Origin of the sequence: Rothia santali (assembly GCF_024199905.1) — a bacterium.
Lineage (GTDB): Bacteria > Actinomycetota > Actinomycetes > Actinomycetales > Micrococcaceae > Rothia > Rothia santali.
On sequence record NZ_JANAFB010000001.1, the window covers coordinates 55,919 to 71,770 of the forward strand.

A 15,852-nucleotide genomic window follows, 5' to 3' on the forward strand; every position below is an offset into this window, starting at 1 on the left:
GGTTCCCTCGAAGGGAACCGGCGCTCTTCGCGTGCGGGGCGAAAGGATCGGGGGGGGGGCGCACCTCACGGAACCCCGGAGCAGACGCCCGCGCCGCCCGCGGCGGGCGGGATCGGCCTCCGTCCGGCTCGCGGAAGCGCCGAGTCAGCCGCCCGCCGCCCCGGCTCGCGGAGGCGCCGACTCAGCCGCCCGCCTCGCCCACCGCGTCGCGCGTCACCAGGTACAGCGTCTCCCGGATGCCGTGGGCGCCGGCCGCCGGCGTCTCGCGCAGCTCCTCGACGGTGGCGGCCCGGCCGGCCACGTCCAGCACGCGTCCCAGCGCCGGCGCCTTGTCCTGCCCGGCGACCAGGAACCACACCCGCTCGGAGCCGTTGATCAGCGGCAGAGTGAGCGTCACCCGGCCGGGAGGCGGCTTGGGGGAGTCCTCGATGCCGAGCGCGGCGGCGTCGTCCTCGAGGATCTCCTCGCGCCCCGGGAACAGGGAGGCCATGTGCCCGTCCGGGCCCATGCCCAGCAGCGTGAGGTCGAAGCGGGGGGCCGCCGCGCCGTCCTCGGCCCACTCGGCCAGCTCGGCCGCGTAGACCTCGGCCGCACGGTGCTGGTCCGGGAACTCGTCGCTGGAACCCATGACGTGGATGTTGCCCGCCGGAACCGCCGAACCGCCGAGGAACGCGTCGAACGCCTGCTGGGCGTTGCGATCACCGTCGCCGGTGGGGAGGAAGCGCTCGTCGGACCACCAGAAGTGCACGCGGTCCCACGCGACGAGCTCGGCCAGCGGGCTCGAGGCCACCGCCTCCCAGACGGCGATGCCCATGCTGCCGCCGGTGAGGCTGACGTGCACGGTCTCCCGCTCGGCCAGGGCGTCGGCCAGCGCCAGGACGATCCGGGCGCCGGTCGCCTCGCGCAGCCGGTCCTTGTCCGGGTGGACGACGGTCAGGGGGTGTCGCTCAGGCATCGTAGGCCTCCGTTCTGGTGTCCTCATCGACGGGCTCCCCGTCGATGTCTCCCTCGAGCCAGGTGACCCGCGCGCTCTCGAGGCCGCGGGTCAGGACGTCGCCGAAGGCCTCGTCCGGGTCCAGGCGGCGCAGCTCCTCGGCGAGGCACTGGTCCAGCGTGCGGACCGGCAGGGCGATCTGCTGGTCCGGGCTGCCGGGCTGGGAGAGGGTCGCCACGCTCCGGCCGGGGCGGTGGATCGTGACGTCGCCGCCCTCGCGGCACAGCGTGACCCGGAAGAGGCCGCGCTGGTGGGGGTCGCCGAGCACCTCGACGTCGGCGTCCAGCTTGTAGCCCAGCCAGGCGCCCAGCAGGATCACGGACGGGGAGCGCTCCGAGCCCTCGACGACGACCTTGCGGGTCGCCTCGGGCGGCAGGTCGTCCAGGACCGCGGCGAGCTGGATGCGCCACTGGGTCAGGCGCGTCCAGGCCAGGTCCGTGTCGCCCGGCAGGTAGGTCTTGCGCAGCGCGTTCAGGGCCTTCCACGGGTGCTCGGCGCGGGCGGAGTCGGTGATCCGGCGGGTCGAGATCTGCCGCAGCGACTCGTCGGCGTCGTCGTCGGGCAGGGCGTGGGGCCACCAGACCACGATCGGGGCGTCCGGCAGCAGCAGGGCCGCGAGCAGGGGCTCCGAGGCCCGGGCGGAGTCGCCCCAGCCGCGCAGGATGACGACCTCGCTGGCGCCGGCCTCGCCGCCCAGGTTGATCTCGGCGTCCAGGCGGTTCTCGGCCTCGGCGTCGTGGGCGATGTGGACGATGATCCGGCACGGGTGCTCCCGGCTGGCCGAGATCGCCGCCTCGACGGCCTTCTTGGAGTGCCCCTTCTCCGCGATGATGACCAGGGTCAGCACCCGGCCGAGGGTGCGCACCCCGGTCTCCGCGCGGAGCCGGGAGAGGGTCTTGTCCACGTTGGACGTGGTGGTGTCTTCCAGAACGGTGCCCATTACGGCCTCCTCCAGGCGCGCCCGTCGCGGGCGAGTAGACGGTGTGCCGACTCGGGTCCCCAGGACCCCGGCACGTAGGTCTCGGGCCGGACCCCGTGGTCCCGCCAGTGCTCCTCGAACGGGTCGAGGATCTTCCAGGACAGCTCGACCTCCTCGTGGCGCGGGAACAGCGGCGGCTCCCCGAGCAGGACGTCGAGGATCAGCCGCTCGTAGGCCTCCGGGCTCGACTCCGTGAAGGAGGATCCGTAGCCGAAGTCCATGTTCACCGCGCGCAGCTCCCGCTGGGTCCCGGGGACCTTGGAGGCGAGCCGGATGGTCACGCCCTCGTCGGGCTGGATGCGGATCACGATGGCGTTCTGGTCCGAGTCCTCGTGGGAGCGGTGCCGGAACAGCAGGTTGGGTGAGGACTTGAAGACCACGGCGATCTCGGTGACCCGCCGGCCCAGGCGCTTGCCGGCCCGGAGGTAGAAGGGGACCCCGGACCAGCGGCGCGTGTTGATGTCCAGCTTGATGGCCGCGTAGGTCTCGGTCAGGGAGTCCTGCGGGATGTCCTGCTCCTCCAGGAACGACTTGACCTCCTCGCCGCCCTGCAGCCCGCCGGCGTACTGGCCCAGCGCCGAGGCCTCCTCGAGGTCCTCGGGGAGCCGGACGGCGGCGAGCACCTTCTCCTTCTCGGAGCGCAGGTGGTCGGCCCCGAAGCTGATGGGCTCCTCCATCGCGGTGAGCGCGAGCAGCTGGAGCAGGTGGTTCTGGATGACGTCCCGGGCGGCCCCGACGCCGTCGTAGTACCCCGCGCGCGAGCCGATGCCGATGTCCTCGGCCATGGTGATCTGCACGTGGTCCACGTAGTTGGCGTTCCACAGCGGCTCGAACATCTGGTTGGCGAAGCGCAGGGCCAGGATGTTCTGGACCGTCTCCTTGCCGAGGTAGTGGTCGATCCGGAAGACGGAGTCGGCGGGGAAGACCCGCTCGACGATCGCGTTCAGCTCCCGCGCGGAGTCGAGGTCGTGCCCGAAGGGCTTCTCGATGACGACCCGGCGCCACCCCGAGGTCTGCTCGTGGGTCGCGAGGTCGTTGTCGGCGAGCTGCTGGCAGACCTGCTCGAAGGCATTGGGAGGGATGGAGAGGTAGAAGGCGTGGTTGCCCTTGGTGCCGCGGTCCTCGTCCAGCTGGTCGAGGACCGCGCGCAGGCGGCCGAACGCCTCGGGGTCGTCGAAGGCGCCCTGGACGAAGCGGATGCCCGAGGTCAGCTGGTTCCACACGTCCTCGCGGAACGGCGTGCGCGAGTGGTTCTCGACGGCGTCGCGCACCTGGGCCACGAAGTCCTCGTCGGACCACTCGCGGCGGCCGAAGCCGACGAGCGCGAAGCTCGGGGGCAGCAGGCCGCGGTTCATGAGGTCGTAGATCGCGGGCAGCAGCTTCTTGCGTGCGAGGTCGCCCGTGACGCCGAAGAGCACCAGCGCCGAGGGCCCCGCGATGCGGGTCAGGCGCCTGTCGTGGGGATCCCTGAGTGGATTCGATTCGTGAGTCGGGGACACGCTCATCCTTCGGTCGGTGGAGGAACGCGCGGTCCGCGGGACCGGACCGCGCCGCCGCGGGCGCCCGGGAGGGGACGCCCGCGGCGCGGGGGGTGGGTCGGCTACTTGCCGAGGGCCGTGGAGACGGTCTGCAGGAGCTCCTCCCAGGAGTCCTCGAACTTCTGCACGCCCTCGGTCTCGAGCTGCGCGACGACCTCGTTGTAGGAGATGCCCAGCGACTCGAGGCGGTTGAGCACGGCCTCCGACTCGTCGTAGGTGCCGCGGACGGTGTCCCCGGTGACCTCGGCGTGGTCCGCCGTGGCCTCGAGGGTCTTCTCCGGCATGGTGTTGACGGTGCCCTCGGCCACGAGGCCGGTCACGTACATGGTGTCCGGGAAGCTCGGGTCCTTGGTGCCGGTCGAGGCCCACAGGGGGCGCTGCGGCTTGGCGCCGGCCTGCGCGAGGCGGTTCCAGCGCTCGGAGCCGATGGCCTCCTCGTAGACCTGGTAGGCCAGGCGCGCGTTGGCCAGCCCGGCGCGGCCCTTGAGGTCGCGGGCCTCGTCGGTCCCGATCGCCTCGAGGCGCTTGTCCACCTCGGAGTCGACGCGGGAGACGAAGAAGGAGGCCACCGAGTGGATCGAGCCGAGGTCCTTGCCGTTCTCGAGCGCGCGCTCGAGACCGGTCAGGTAGGCGTTGATGACCGCGCGGTAGCGCTCGAGCGAGAAGATCAGGGTCACGTTGACGCTGATGCCCTCGGCCAGCGTCGCGGCGATCGGCTCCAGCCCGGCCTCGGTCGCGGGGATCTTGATCATGACGTTCTCGCGCCCGATGGCCTTTGAGAGGCGCGCGGCCATCTCGGTGGTCTTCTCGGCGTCGTGGGCCAGGCGCGGGTCGACCTCGATCGAGACCTTGCCGTCCACGCCCTGGGTCGCCTCGTGGAGGGGGGCGAGCACGTCGCAGGCGTCGCGGACGTCGTCGGTGGTCACGGAGAAGACCGCGTCCTCGACGTCGGCGCCCTGCTCGGCGAGCTGCTTCATCTGCTCGTCGTAGGACTCGCCCTGGGACAGGGCCTGGGCGAAGATCGTGGGGTTGGTGGTGACGCCGACGACGTCGCGGGTGTCGATGAGCTCCTGCAGGTTGCCGGTGGTCAGCCGTTCGCGGGAGAGGTCGTCGAGCCAGATGGAGACTCCGGCCTGGGAGAGCTTCTGGGTGGGGGTGGACATCGTGGATCCTCCTGGGGTGGCGCGGCGGCCCGGGCGGCCGCCGCTGTCGGCGAGGGGCGGGCGCGCGGGCGCCGCGGGGTGTCTGGCGAGGGCGGGGCCCGGGCCGGCCGGCGTCACCGGCCGGCCCGGGGCGCCTCAGCCGCGGGCGGAGGCGATCGAGTCGCGCGCCGCCTGGGCCACGGCGTCGGCGGTGATGCCGAACTCCGAGTACAGGGTCTTGTAGTCCGCCGAGGCGCCGAAGTGCTCGAGCGAGACCGCGCGGCCGTGGTCGCCCAGCAGGTCGTTCCAGGACATCGCGACGCCGGCCTCGACCGTGACGCGGGCCTTCCGGGCGGCCGGGATGACCGACTCGCGGTACTCCTCGGACTGCTGCGCGAACCACTCGCGGCACGGCATCGACACGACGCGCGCCGCGACGCCCTCGCCGCGCAGCGCCTCGCGGGCCTCGAGCGCGAGGTCCACCTCGGAGCCGGTGGCGATCAGGACGACGTCGGGCTCGCCCTCGGTCCCGGCGAGCACGTAGCCGCCGCGCGCGGCGCCCTCCGCCGAGGCGAGCTTCTCGCCCTCGGCCTCCGGGTGCAGGTCCTCGCGGGCCAGGGTGGCCACGGCCTGACGGGTCAGCGCGATCCCGGCGGGGTTGTCCCGGTTCTCCAGGATGGTGCGCCAGACGACGGCCGTCTCGTTCGCGTCGCCGGGGCGCACGACGTCGAGGTTCGGGATGGCGCGTAGCGAGGAGAGCTGCTCGACCGGCTGGTGGGTCGGGCCGTCCTCGCCGAGGCCGATCGAGTCGTGCGTCCACACGTAGATCGAGGGGACGCCCATCAGCGCCGAGAGGCGGACCGCCGGGCGTTGGTAGTCGCTGAAGATCAGGAACGTGCCGCTGTAGGCCCGGGTGGGGGAGGAGAGCACGATGCCGTTGACGATCGCGGCCGCCGCGTGCTCGCGGATGCCGAAGTGCAGGACGCGGCCGTAGGGGTTCGCGTGGAACTTCCCGGTGCTGCGGTCGGTCGGGTTGAACGAGTCCGCGGCGTCGATCGTGGTGTTGTTCGAGCCGGCGAGGTCGGCGGAGCCGCCCCACAGCTCGGGGAAGGTCTCGGCGATGGCGTTGATGACCTCGCCGCTGGCCGCGCGGGTCGCGAGCGGCTTGCCGGCCTCGAAGACCGGGAAGACGTCCCGGTAGTCCTCGGGCAGGCGGCCGGAGGAGAGGCGGTCGAACAGCGCGGCGGCGTCGGGGTTCTCCTGCTGCCACGCGCTGAAGGAGCGCTCCCACTCCTCGCGCTCGGCCCGGCTGCGCTCCACGACCGCGCGGGAGTGCTCGACGACCTCGTCCGCGACGTCGAAGGACTTCTCCGGGTCGAAGCCCAGGTGCTCCTTGACGGCCTTGACCTCGTCCTCGCCGAGCTTGGAGCCGTGCACGCCGCCGGTGTTCTGCTTGTTCGGCGCGGGCCAGCCGATGATGGTCCGCAGGGCGATCAGGGTCGGCTTGCCGGTCTCCTTCTTGCCCGCGACGATCTGCTCGTAGAGCGCCTCGACGTCCTCGGTGTACTCGCCGTGGTGCTCGGTCCAGTCCACGCGGCGGACGTCCCAGCCGTAGGCCTCGTAGCGCTTCAGGACGTCCTCGGTGAACGCGACGTCGGTGTCGTCCTCGATGGAGATGTGGTTCTGGTCGTAGACCACCACGAGGTTGCCGAGCTCCTGGTGGCCGGCCAGCGAGGAGGCCTCGCTGGTGACGCCCTCCTGGAGGTCCCCGTCCGAGGCGATCGTGTAGATCGTGTGGTCGAAGGGGCTCTCGCCCTCGGGGGCCTCGGGGTCGAAGAGGCCGCGCATGCGGCGCTGGGCGTAGGCGAAGCCGACGGCCGAGGCCAGGCCCTGGCCCAGCGGGCCCGTGGTGATCTCGACGCCCTTGGTGTGCTTGTACTCGGGGTGCCCCGGGGTCAGCGAGCCCCACGTGCGCAGCGACTCGATGTCCTCGAGCTCCAGGCCGTAGCCCGAGAGGTACAGCTGGAGGTAGAGCGTGAGCGAGGTGTGACCGGGGGAGAGGACGAAGCGGTCACGGCCGGACCAGCGGTCGTCCGTGGGGTCGTGGCGCATCACCTTCTGGAACAGTAGGTAGGCCAGCGGAGCGAGGCTCATGGCGGTCCCGGGGTGCCCGTTGCCCACCTTCTCCACGGCGTCGGCGGCGAGGACCCGGATGGTGTCCACCGCCCGCTTGTCCTGTTCGGTCCATTCGAGCTTCTGATTCAGGTCCGGCACGAAATTCGTTCCCCTTCCATGGGACGGCGCTAGGTGTGGATCCCGGCGGCTCGCGCCGGGCGAGGCGGGGAGGCGCGCGCACTGCTGCTCCGTCGCCCCGCATGTCCTATGTCTCACCATAAGGCACGGCCGCGCGCGGAGACAGGCGACTGAGCTGTCAGCTAAAGCGCGTCGCGGGCGCCGCCGGGCGGAATCCATGGCACATCTCACCGCGAGAGGAGGGACACGCCGGGCCAACCCATATATGCTGGTAGTTGGTCCATCAACGCGGCGCGAGACCGCGTTCCGGTGGGCGCACCATCAATCGTCGGAGGAACCCCTCAGTGAAGCATCACGGCACCGAGAACGGATCGCTGGTCGAGTCGCACGCTGGCGACTCTGATCCCGGGGTCGCGCCGGTGCCGTCCCGGGCGCGGCGGGCCGACGCCGGCCGCGTGGGGCTGCGCCGCAAGGCGCGCGCCTACTTCCTGCTGACCAAGCCGCAGGTCATCGAGCTGCTGCTGGTGACCACGGCGCCCACTATGATCTTCGCGGCCAAGGGCTGGCCCAGCCCGCTGCTGATCCTGGCCACCATGCTCGGCGGCGCCCTGGCGGCCGGCGGGGCCGGGGCCTTCAACTGCTACATCGACCGCGAGGCCGACCGCCTGATGCGCCGCACCGAGCGGCGCCCCCTGGTCACCGGCGAGGTCACGGACCGGCAGGCGCTGGTCTTCGCGTGGCTGCTCTCGATCGTCTCGGTGGTCTTCCTCACGCTGGCGGTCAACCCCCTGGCCGGCGGGCTCGCCCTGCTGGCGATCCTGCTCTACGTGGTCTTCTACTCGATCATCCTCAAGCGCCGCACCGCGCAGAACATCGTGTGGGGCGGCATCGCCGGCTGCATGCCGGTGTTCATCGGCTGGGCCGCGGTGGAGAACACCCTGAGCTGGTCCGCCGTCGTGCTGTTCCTGGTGGTCTTCCTGTGGACGCCGCCGCACTACTGGCCGCTGTCCATGAAGTACGCGGAGGACTACCAGCGGGCCGGGATCCCCATGCTCGGCGCGATCGCCTCGGCCAAGGCCGTGTCCGTCCAGGTGGTCCTCTACGCCTGGGCCACCGTGATCTGCTCGCTGCTGCTCATCCCCGTGGGCGGCGCCGGCTGGGTCTACGGCCTCACCGCGCTGGTGAGCGGCGCCTGGTTCATCTTCCAGTGCCACCGCCTGCACCGCCTCGCGCTCGAGGAGCAGGCCACCTCCCGCACCGCGATGGTCGTCTTCCACGCCTCGATCACCTACCTGACGCTGCTGTTCATCGCCCTCGCCGTCGACCCGTTCGTCGGCGGCGCGGTCCTGTAGCCCGCGGATGGACTTCCGCGGCGTCCTGGCCTATCCGATCACCCCGCTGCTGGGCGGCGGGGCCATCGACCACGCCGAGCTGTTCTCCCACGTCGCGCAGGTCTGCGAGGCGGGGCCGGACGGCGTCGTGGTCCTCGGCACCTCCGGCGGGTTCGCGTACCTGAGCCGGGAGGAGCGCCGCGAGGTCGTGGAGACGGCCGTGGCGGCCGCCCAGGGCACCGGCGTCCCGGTGGCCGCGGGGATCTCCGCGATGACCACCGCCGAGGTGCAGCGGCTGGCGTGGGACGCCGAGAACGCGGGCGCGGACGGCTACGTCCTGAACGCGCTGTCCTACATCCCGCTGACCAGCGCCGAGGTGGCCGACCAGGTCGAGACGCTCGTGCAGTCGACCGCCCTCCCGCTCTGCGTCTACAACAACCCCGTGACCACCGGGTTCGACCTCCCGGTGGAGCTCGCGGCGGACCTGGCCGAGCTGGAGACCGTGGTCGCGTTCAAGGACACGGCCGCCGACCGGGAGACCTTCGAGCGGCGCCGGGCCTACCTCGCCGCGCGCCGCCGGCCGGACGAGCTGGCGCATGGTCTCTCGAGCGCGCGGCTCATGCTCGAGGAGGCCTGCCCCGCGGACGCCTGGCACTCGGGCCTCGTAGCATTCTTCCCGCGCGAGTTCGCGCGGCTCTTCGCGGTCGCCAACGGCGCCGAGGGAGGGCAGGAGGCGGAGCGGCTGCGGGTCGCGCTGGCCGGGCTGAACCGGGTGATCATGGGGATCCGCCCGGTCTCCGGGCTGCACGCGCTGGCCCGGGAGACCGGCGTCGCGACCGCGCCGCCCCGGCGCCCGCTGGGGCCCGTGACCCGGGACGACGCCGAGACCCTCGCCTCCGCGGTCGCGATGGTCCGGTGGGCCGCCGCCGACCTCTGAGGCCGGCCGGCGGCGCGCTCCCTCAGCCGCGCTCGGCGGTCTCCCGTCCGGCGGCGTCCCGTTCGGCGGCCTGACGGCCGGCCTCGGCCAGGCGGTGGTCCACCGGGGCGTCCACGCGCAGGACGGCACGCTCCCGCAGGGCCCCGGTGCCCAGGACCGTCATCCGGTCGAAGAGCGCCGCGACCGCCCAGATCGTGAGCGCCGCGCCCAGCAGGTGCAGTTCCACGAGCCAGCCGGGCAGCCCGTTGAAGTACTGGACGTAGCCCACGGCCCCCTGGTAGACCATGACCGCCACGAGCAGCCAGGCGGAGCGGGCGACGCCGGGGGCCCACGCCCGCCGGGCGCGCAGCACGAGGATCGCCACGATGACGATTAGCAGGATCCACACCGGCACGGAGTGCATGCGGGTCACCAGGACCGCGTTGAACTCGTGCCGCGCGGAGTCGGCGTCGCCGGAGTGGGGGCCGGTGCCGGTCACCAGTGTGCCCATGTAGACGGCGAAGGCGGCGACGGCCAGCGCGACGATGCCCAGCCGGCGCAGCAGCGGGTCGCTCGCGTCGACGTCGTGCAGGCGCTCGGCCTCCCGGACCCGCTCCAGCGAGTACCGGCGGACCCGCGAGTAGAGGATCCCGCCGAGCGCGATCATCGTCCCGGAGAGGATGAAGTGGATGCCCACGACCCAGGGGTTGAGCTCCATGTGCACCGAGACGCCGCCGACGACGGCCTGGACCGGGATGCCGAGCGCGAGGATCGTGGCGAGCACGAAGAGGTCGCGCTGGCGGGCCCGGAGGCGGGTGACGGCGATCCAGGTCAGCACCGCGACCACGGTGAGCACGAAGGTCAGCAGTCGGTTCCCGAACTCGATGTAGCCGTGGATCCCCATCTCGGGGACGTTGGACCAGGAGTCGTCGGTGCAGCGCGGCCAGGTCGGGCAGCCCAGGCCCGACTGGGTGAGCCGCACGGCCCCGCCGGTCAGGATGAGGGTCATGTTCGCCAGCACGGTGGCCAGCGCCATCGCGCGCACCCAGGCGGTGATCCGGACGGGCGCGAGCCGCTGCCAGAGCCTTCCCCAGGCGCCGAGGGGCCGCACCTCCCCGGGCGTGTTCCGGGTGGGGCGCTCTGTACGGGACGAGGTCATGCTGGCTTCCTTGCGTTGATCGCGGAGCGGGGTCCGTACCCCATTATCGCGGGTCCGGGGCGGAAACGCATCGCCGCCCGGGCGTGGTCATGCCCACTTGAAGAATCGCCGGGCCAGCGCGCCCAGCACCACGGCCCACGCGGCGAGCACGAGGCAGTGGGGCAGCGAGAGCTGGTGGTCCAGGATCCCGCTGCGCAGCGCCGCGCCCAGGGCCCCGGAGGGCAGCGCCTCGACGAGCCAGGGCCCGACGCCGGGCAGCCGGTGCGCCGGGATGAGCGAGCCGCCCAGCGAGGCGAGGACGAGCCACAGGGTGTTCACGACGGCGAGGGTCGCCTCGGCCCGGATGGTCCCGGCCACGAGCAGCCCCAGCGCCGTGAAGGCCGCAACGCCGAGCAGCAGCGGCGGGATCGAGAGCAGGACGCCCGCGACCCCCGGGGTCCAGCCGAGCACCGCCCCGACCAGGCCCATCACCACGTACTGCACCACGACCACGGACAGGACCGCCATGGCCTTGCCGAGGATCAGCCCGCCCCGGCCCAGCGGCGTCGTGGACAGGAAGCGCAGGACGCCGTAGCGGCGGTCGAATCCGGTGGCGATCCCCTGGCCGGAGAGCGCGGTGGACAGCGCGCAGAGCGCCAGAACGCCGGGCATCGCGACGTCGACCCGGGACATCCCGAGGTCCCGCGCCCACGGGTCGATGAAGCTGGTGAACGCGAGCCCCAGCAGCGCCATGAGCGGGAAGAGGATGAGCAGCATGAGCTGCTCGCCGTTGCGCAGCATCGCCAGGGTCTCGTAGAGCCCCTGCGCGAGGACGCGGCGGCCGCCGGGGGCGGGGCCGTCCTCCGGGGCGGCGGGGTCGGCCAGGGGCGCGACGGCGCTCATCGGCTGCTCCTTTCCGAGATCTCGAGGAAGAGGTCCTCCAGGTTGCGCGGCTGCAGCTCGAGGCTGGACGGCGTGATGCCGCGGCCGTGCCAGCGGGAGGTCAGGTGGTCCAGGTGCGCGATGTCCAGCGGCCCGGTCAGCTCGTAGGAGCCGGCCTGGCGCTCGGTCAGGCGCAGGGAGGCGCGCAGGCCCTCCGGGAGGAGGTCGGCGAGGACCAGGCCCGGCTCGCCCGTGGTGAAGCGCAGGGTGCGGGCCCGCTGGCCCGCGGTCAGCAGCTCCTCGACGCGGCCCTCGACGACGTTGCGCCCGCCCTCGACGATGTAGACGTAGTCGGCCAGCCGCTCGGCGTCGTCCATGAGGTGCGTGGTGAGCACAATGCAGGTGCCGGCGTCGCGCACCTCCTGGATCAGCTCGAAGACGACGCGGCGGGACTGGGGGTCCAGCCCGGCCGAGGGCTCGTCGAGGAAGAGCACGTGAGGGCGGCCCACGAGCGCGGCGGCCAGGGCCACGCGCTGGCGCTGGCCGCCGGACAGGCGCCGGATCGAGGTCCGGTCGAACCCGTCGATGCCCAGCCGCTCGACCAGCGCGTCGACGTCGGCCGGGCGGCGGTACATCGAGGCCACGTGCCTCAGCAGCGGGACGGGGCGGACGGCCTGGGGGAGCCCCCCGTCCTGCAGCATGATCCCGACCCGGGCGCGCAGGTCCGGGCCGGCCCGCCAGGGGTCCCGGCCGAGCAGGCGGACGAGGCCCGAGGTCGGGCGCTCGAGGCCCTGGGCGCAGGCCAGCGTGGTGGTCTTGCCGGCCCCGTTGGCCCCCAGCAGGGCGGTGACATGGCCGGACTCGGCGCGTAGACTGATCCCGTCCACCGCGCGGACGGGACCGTCCCTCCGGTCCCGGCGTCGGGCCGCGGCGAAGTCCTTCCGCAGGTCGCGGATCAGCAGGGCGGGCTCCGGCCCGCCCGACCCGTTCTCGTACTCGTCTCCCAGTTGTGGCACCGTCACAGTCTACGCGGGAACGCCCCCGTTCGCCCGGTGGCAAGGGTCCCCTTAGTGGCGAGGACGGAATAAATTAGGACATACTTCAGTTGTGTATTCCGTGAAGCAATCAGCCCAAGAACACGCCGCCCCGGCGCGGGGCGCTGCCGATTCCGAGGAGCGGACCCGCGACCGGGTCCTCCAAGGTGTGCTTGCTCACGGACCGGTCTCGGCCGCCGACCTGGGCACCGCCCTGGGCCTGACGCCGGCCGCGATCCGGCGCCACCTGGAGGCCCTGGAGAGGGACCAGCTCATCGAGGTGACCCTCGTGCGGAAGCACGGGGCGGGGGCCGGCCGACCGGCCCGCCGCTACGTCATCGCCCCGCAGGGCCACGCCCGGCTCGGCAACGACTACCTGGACATCGCCATCGGCTCGCTGTCGGCCCTCCGCGAGGCGCTCGGCGACGAGGCGCTGGAGGAGTTCGCGCGCCGCCGCTTCGAGGAGATGGAGCGCCGCTACCGTCCGATCGTGGACGCGGCGGGGCCCGACATCGCGGACCGGACCCGCGCCCTGGCCGCGGCCATGACGCGGGACGGCTTCGTCGCCAGCACCTCGGTGATGGCGATGGGGGAGGCGGCCAAGACGGTCGAGCTCCCCGAGCACCTGCTCTCCAGCATCCAGTTCTGCCAGGGGCACTGCCCCGTGCGCGACCTCGCGGAGCGATTCCCGCAGTTCTGCCAGGAGGAGACCCGGATGATCGCCTCCCTCCTGGGGGTCGACGTCCGGCGCCTGTCCACCATGGCCGGCGGAGCACACGTCTGCACCACACACATCCCGCTCGCCCGCGGGACGCAGCACAAGCACGCACCTCACCGAGGGGCGACCACCAGTAAGGAAAGGTCACATGACTGAACAAGTTGAGCGCGCAGCCGACGGTAACGTCATCACCGACATCTTGGAGAGGAACCCCGAGCTCGAGGGCATCGGGAACTACCAGTACGGCTGGTACGACTCCGACGCCGCCGGGCAGGCCGCCCAGCGCGGCCTGAGCGAGGACGTCGTCCGCGACATCTCCGCCAAGAAGAGCGAGCCCGAGTGGATGCTGAACCTGCGCCTCAAGGCGCTGAAGTTCTTCGACCGCAAGCCCATGCCCAACTGGGGCGCGGACCTGTCCGGCATCGACTTCGACAACATCAAGTACTTCGTCCGCTCCACCGAGAAGCAGGCCGAGACCTGGGAGGACCTCCCCGAGGAGATCCGCGACACCTACGAGAAGCTGGGCATCCCGGAGGCTGAGCGCAACCGCCTGGTCGCCGGCGTCGCCGCCCAGTACGAGTCCGAGGTCGTCTACCACCAGATCCGCGAGGACCTGGAGGCCCAGGGCGTCATCTTCCTGGACACCGACACCGCGCTGAAGGAGCACCCCGAGTTCTTCGAGGAGTACTTCGGCACCGTGATCCCCGTGGGCGACAACAAGTTCGCCGCGCTGAACACGGCCGTGTGGTCGGGCGGCTCGTTCGTCTACGTGCCCCCGGGCGTCCACGTCGAGATCCCGCTGCAGGCCTACTTCCGCATCAACACGGAGAACATGGGTCAGTTCGAGCGGACGCTGATCATCGCCGACGAGGGCTCCTACGTCCACTACATCGAGGGCTGCACCGCGCCGATCTACAAGTCGGACTCGCTGCACTCGGCCGTCGTCGAGATCATCGCCAAGAAGAACGCCCGCGTGCGCTACACGACCATCCAGAACTGGTCGAACAACGTGTACAACCTGGTGACCAAGCGCGCGATCGCCCACGAGGGCGCCACCATGGAGTGGATCGACGGCAACATCGGCTCCAAGGTGACCCAGAAGTACCCGGCCGTCTACATGGTCGGCGAGCACGCCAAGGGCGAGACCCTGTCCATCGCCTTCGCCGGCGAGGGCCAGCACCAGGACACCGGCTCCAAGATGGTGCACATCGCGCCGAACACCTCCAGCTCGATCGTCTCCAAGTCGGTCGCGCGCGGCGGCGGCCGGGCGGCGTACCGCGGCCTGGTCCAGATCCGCGAGGGCGCCAAGCACTCCAAGAACAACGTGGTGTGCGACGCGCTGCTGGTGGACACGATCTCCCGGTCGGACACCTACCCCTACATCGACATCCGCGAGGACGAGGTGACCCTCGGCCACGAGGCGACCGTCTCCCGCGTGTCGGAGGAGCAGCTGTTCTACCTCATGCAGCGCGGGCTGCCCGAGGAGGAGGCCATGGCGATGATCGTCCGCGGCTTCGTCGAGCCCATCGCCCGCGAGCTGCCGATGGAGTACGCGCTCGAGCTGAACCGTCTTATCGAACTCCAGATGGAAGGATCCGTAGGCTAGAACATGACTGATCAGATGAAAGCGGAGCAGACCGAGGCCCCGGAGAAGGTCGACGGCGTGCGCGTCGGGGAGGCCCGCCCGGCCATTCCCGGCATGGACCAGGAGGGCGAGAAGCTCTCCCCGGACCTCGCCGCCGACGACACGATCCGCGCCCGCCGATCGGCCAACGCCGGATCCGACTCGCAGATCATGCACTCGCGCGCCGAGCGGCCCTGGAGCTTCGACGTCGCCGACTTCTCGCTGCCCACGGGCCGCGAGGAGGAGTGGCGCTTCAGCCCCGTCAAGCAGCTGCAGGGCGTCTTCGAGGACGCCGCGAGCGACGACCGCGAGGGCGACCCTGCGGCGTCGTACGCCCTGGAGGTCCCCGAGGGCTGGGACGCCGGCACGCTCGCCGGCGGCCAGGCCCCGCGGGACTCCGTGCTGCGCCCGGCGGACCGCGCCGCGGCCGTCGGCTCGGCCAACGCCGGCGAGGCGCGCTACGTGCGCATCCCGGAGAACTCCGAGCACGCCGAGCCCGTGACCGTCCGCGTCGCGGGCCGGGGCGCGGACCGCCGCTCCAACAGCCACCTCGTGATCGAGGCCGGCGCCAACTCGCACACCACCGTGGTGGTGGAGCACACCGGCTCGGCCCAGCACAACGGCAACGTCGAGGCCATCGTCCGCGAGGGCGCGAGCCTCACGCTCATCTCCCTGCAGCGCTGGGACGACGACGCCGTGCACGTCGGCCAGCACGACGCGCAGGTCGGCAAGGACGGCAGCTACAAGCACATCGCCGTGACCCTCGGCGGGCGCATCGTCCGGCTGAACTCCAACGTCCGCTACGAGGCCGAGGGCGGCAATGCCCAGCTGTTCGGGCTGTACTACGCGGACTCGGGCCAGCACCTGGAGCACCGCTCCTTCGTGGACCACAACTCCCCGCGCAACACCTCCAACGTCCTGTACAAGGGCGCCCTGCAGGGCGAGGGCGCGCGCACCGTCTGGGTGGGCGACGTCCTCATCCAGAAGGAGGCCGAGGGGACCGACAGCTACGAGAAGAACCAGAACCTCGTGCTGACCGACGGCGCCCGCGCCGACTCGGTGCCCAACCTCGAGATCGAGACCGGCGTCATCGAGGGCGCCGGGCACGCCTCGACCACCGGCCAGATGGACGCCGAGCACCTGTGGTACCTCATGGCCCGCGGCATCCCGGAGAAGCAGGCCCGCCGCCTGGTGGTCCGCGGGTTCCTCAACGAGATCGTGCAGCAGATCGGCGTGCCCGAGCTCGAGGACTCCCTCATGGAGGCCTTCGAGGCCGAGCTCGCCATCAGCGACAACTAAGCGC

The 15,852-nt window shown here is 71.8% G+C and carries 13 protein-coding genes; 5 read left to right on the top strand and 8 right to left on the bottom strand.

What is annotated here, in order from left to right:
* Positions 1 to 181: 181 nt before the first annotated feature.
* The 5 genes from pgl to tkt form a co-directional block, all read right to left on the bottom strand.
* Positions 182 to 955 carry a 6-phosphogluconolactonase gene (gene pgl, locus NBM05_RS00235; protein ID WP_254164103.1) on the bottom strand — a complete coding sequence of 258 codons (774 nt, stop codon included), beginning with the start codon at positions 953 to 955 and terminating at the stop codon, positions 182 to 184.
* The gene (locus tag NBM05_RS00240) at positions 948 to 1,934 is read right to left on the bottom strand and encodes a glucose-6-phosphate dehydrogenase assembly protein OpcA (protein ID WP_254164105.1); all 987 of its coding nucleotides are present in this window, start codon (positions 1,932 to 1,934) and stop codon (positions 948 to 950) included. Before NBM05_RS00240 ends, pgl begins: the two co-directional genes overlap by 8 nt.
* Positions 1,934 to 3,478, bottom strand: coding sequence for a glucose-6-phosphate dehydrogenase (gene zwf, locus NBM05_RS00245; protein WP_373689250.1), 1,545 nt, complete (start codon positions 3,476 to 3,478; stop codon positions 1,934 to 1,936). The genes NBM05_RS00240 and zwf overlap by 1 nt, the downstream gene beginning before the upstream one ends.
* A 95-nt stretch (positions 3,479 to 3,573) precedes the next feature.
* Complete coding sequence (gene tal, locus NBM05_RS00250) at positions 3,574 to 4,674, bottom strand: transaldolase (protein WP_254164109.1); 1,101 nt, start codon at positions 4,672 to 4,674, stop codon at positions 3,574 to 3,576.
* A gap of 135 nt (positions 4,675 to 4,809) precedes the next feature.
* The gene (gene tkt, locus NBM05_RS00255; protein WP_254164111.1) at positions 4,810 to 6,927 is read right to left on the bottom strand and encodes a transketolase; all 2,118 of its coding nucleotides are present in this window, start codon (positions 6,925 to 6,927) and stop codon (positions 4,810 to 4,812) included.
* 398 nt (positions 6,928 to 7,325) lie between these two features.
* On the opposite strand from tkt, the gene NBM05_RS00260 reads away from it, so the two are divergent.
* Complete coding sequence (locus tag NBM05_RS00260; RefSeq protein WP_373689252.1) at positions 7,326 to 8,258, top strand: heme o synthase; 933 nt, start codon at positions 7,326 to 7,328, stop codon at positions 8,256 to 8,258.
* 7 nt (positions 8,259 to 8,265) lie between these two features.
* Positions 8,266 to 9,174 carry a dihydrodipicolinate synthase family protein gene (locus NBM05_RS00265; protein WP_254164113.1) on the top strand — a complete coding sequence of 303 codons (909 nt, stop codon included), beginning with the start codon at positions 8,266 to 8,268 and terminating at the stop codon, positions 9,172 to 9,174.
* A 22-nt stretch (positions 9,175 to 9,196) separates the two neighbouring features.
* Here the strand turns inward: NBM05_RS00265 and NBM05_RS00270 are convergent, their stop codons facing one another.
* From NBM05_RS00270 to NBM05_RS00280, 3 genes are all read right to left on the bottom strand, one after another.
* Positions 9,197 to 10,312: a COX15/CtaA family protein gene (locus NBM05_RS00270; RefSeq protein ID WP_254164115.1), complete on the bottom strand. Its 1,116-nt coding sequence runs from the start codon at positions 10,310 to 10,312 to the stop codon at positions 9,197 to 9,199.
* Between the two features lie 87 nt (positions 10,313 to 10,399).
* Complete coding sequence (locus tag NBM05_RS00275; protein WP_254164117.1) at positions 10,400 to 11,194, bottom strand: ABC transporter permease; 795 nt, start codon at positions 11,192 to 11,194, stop codon at positions 10,400 to 10,402.
* Positions 11,191 to 12,189 (bottom strand): ABC transporter ATP-binding protein, encoded by a 999-nt coding sequence (locus NBM05_RS00280; RefSeq protein WP_254164119.1) that lies wholly within the window; start codon positions 12,187 to 12,189, stop codon positions 11,191 to 11,193. Before NBM05_RS00280 ends, NBM05_RS00275 begins: the two co-directional genes overlap by 4 nt.
* A 187-nt stretch (positions 12,190 to 12,376) precedes the next feature.
* Between NBM05_RS00280 and NBM05_RS00285 the strand changes: the two genes are divergently transcribed.
* From NBM05_RS00285 to sufD, 3 genes are read left to right on the top strand one after another with little or no spacing between them, the layout of a single operon-like run.
* On the top strand, positions 12,377 to 13,081 hold the full coding sequence (locus NBM05_RS00285; protein WP_507237313.1) for a helix-turn-helix transcriptional regulator: 705 nt from the start codon (positions 12,377 to 12,379) through the stop codon (positions 13,079 to 13,081).
* Positions 13,074 to 14,531, top strand: a complete 1,458-nt coding sequence (sufB, locus tag NBM05_RS00290; protein WP_254164123.1) for a Fe-S cluster assembly protein SufB — start codon at positions 13,074 to 13,076, stop codon at positions 14,529 to 14,531. Before NBM05_RS00285 ends, sufB begins: the two co-directional genes overlap by 8 nt.
* 3 nt (positions 14,532 to 14,534) lie before the next feature.
* A complete protein-coding gene (gene sufD, locus NBM05_RS00295; RefSeq protein WP_254164125.1) occupies positions 14,535 to 15,848 on the top strand; it encodes a Fe-S cluster assembly protein SufD in 1,314 nt (437 codons plus the stop codon).
* Positions 15,849 to 15,852 lie beyond the last annotated feature (4 nt).

What these genes read in the sequence shown, in the direction of transcription:
- NBM05_RS00265 (WP_254164113.1), top strand. Translation starts at nt 8,266, where the DNA reads ATGGACTTCCGCGGCGTCCTGGCCTATCCGATCACCCCGCTGCTGGGC.
- sufD (WP_254164125.1), top strand. Translation starts at nt 14,535, where the DNA reads ATGACTGATCAGATGAAAGCGGAGCAGACCGAGGCCCCGGAGAAGGTC.
- NBM05_RS00275 (WP_254164117.1), bottom strand. Translation starts at nt 11,194, where the DNA reads ATGAGCGCCGTCGCGCCCCTGGCCGACCCCGCCGCCCCGGAGGACGGC.
- pgl (WP_254164103.1), bottom strand. Translation starts at nt 955, where the DNA reads ATGCCTGAGCGACACCCCCTGACCGTCGTCCACCCGGACAAGGACCGG.
- NBM05_RS00240 (WP_254164105.1), bottom strand. Translation starts at nt 1,934, where the DNA reads ATGGGCACCGTTCTGGAAGACACCACCACGTCCAACGTGGACAAGACC.
- tal (WP_254164109.1), bottom strand. Translation starts at nt 4,674, where the DNA reads ATGTCCACCCCCACCCAGAAGCTCTCCCAGGCCGGAGTCTCCATCTGG.
- NBM05_RS00270 (WP_254164115.1), bottom strand. Translation starts at nt 10,312, where the DNA reads ATGACCTCGTCCCGTACAGAGCGCCCCACCCGGAACACGCCCGGGGAG.
- zwf (WP_373689250.1), bottom strand. Translation starts at nt 3,478, where the DNA reads ATGAGCGTGTCCCCGACTCACGAATCGAATCCACTCAGGGATCCCCAC.
- sufB (WP_254164123.1), top strand. Translation starts at nt 13,074, where the DNA reads ATGACTGAACAAGTTGAGCGCGCAGCCGACGGTAACGTCATCACCGAC.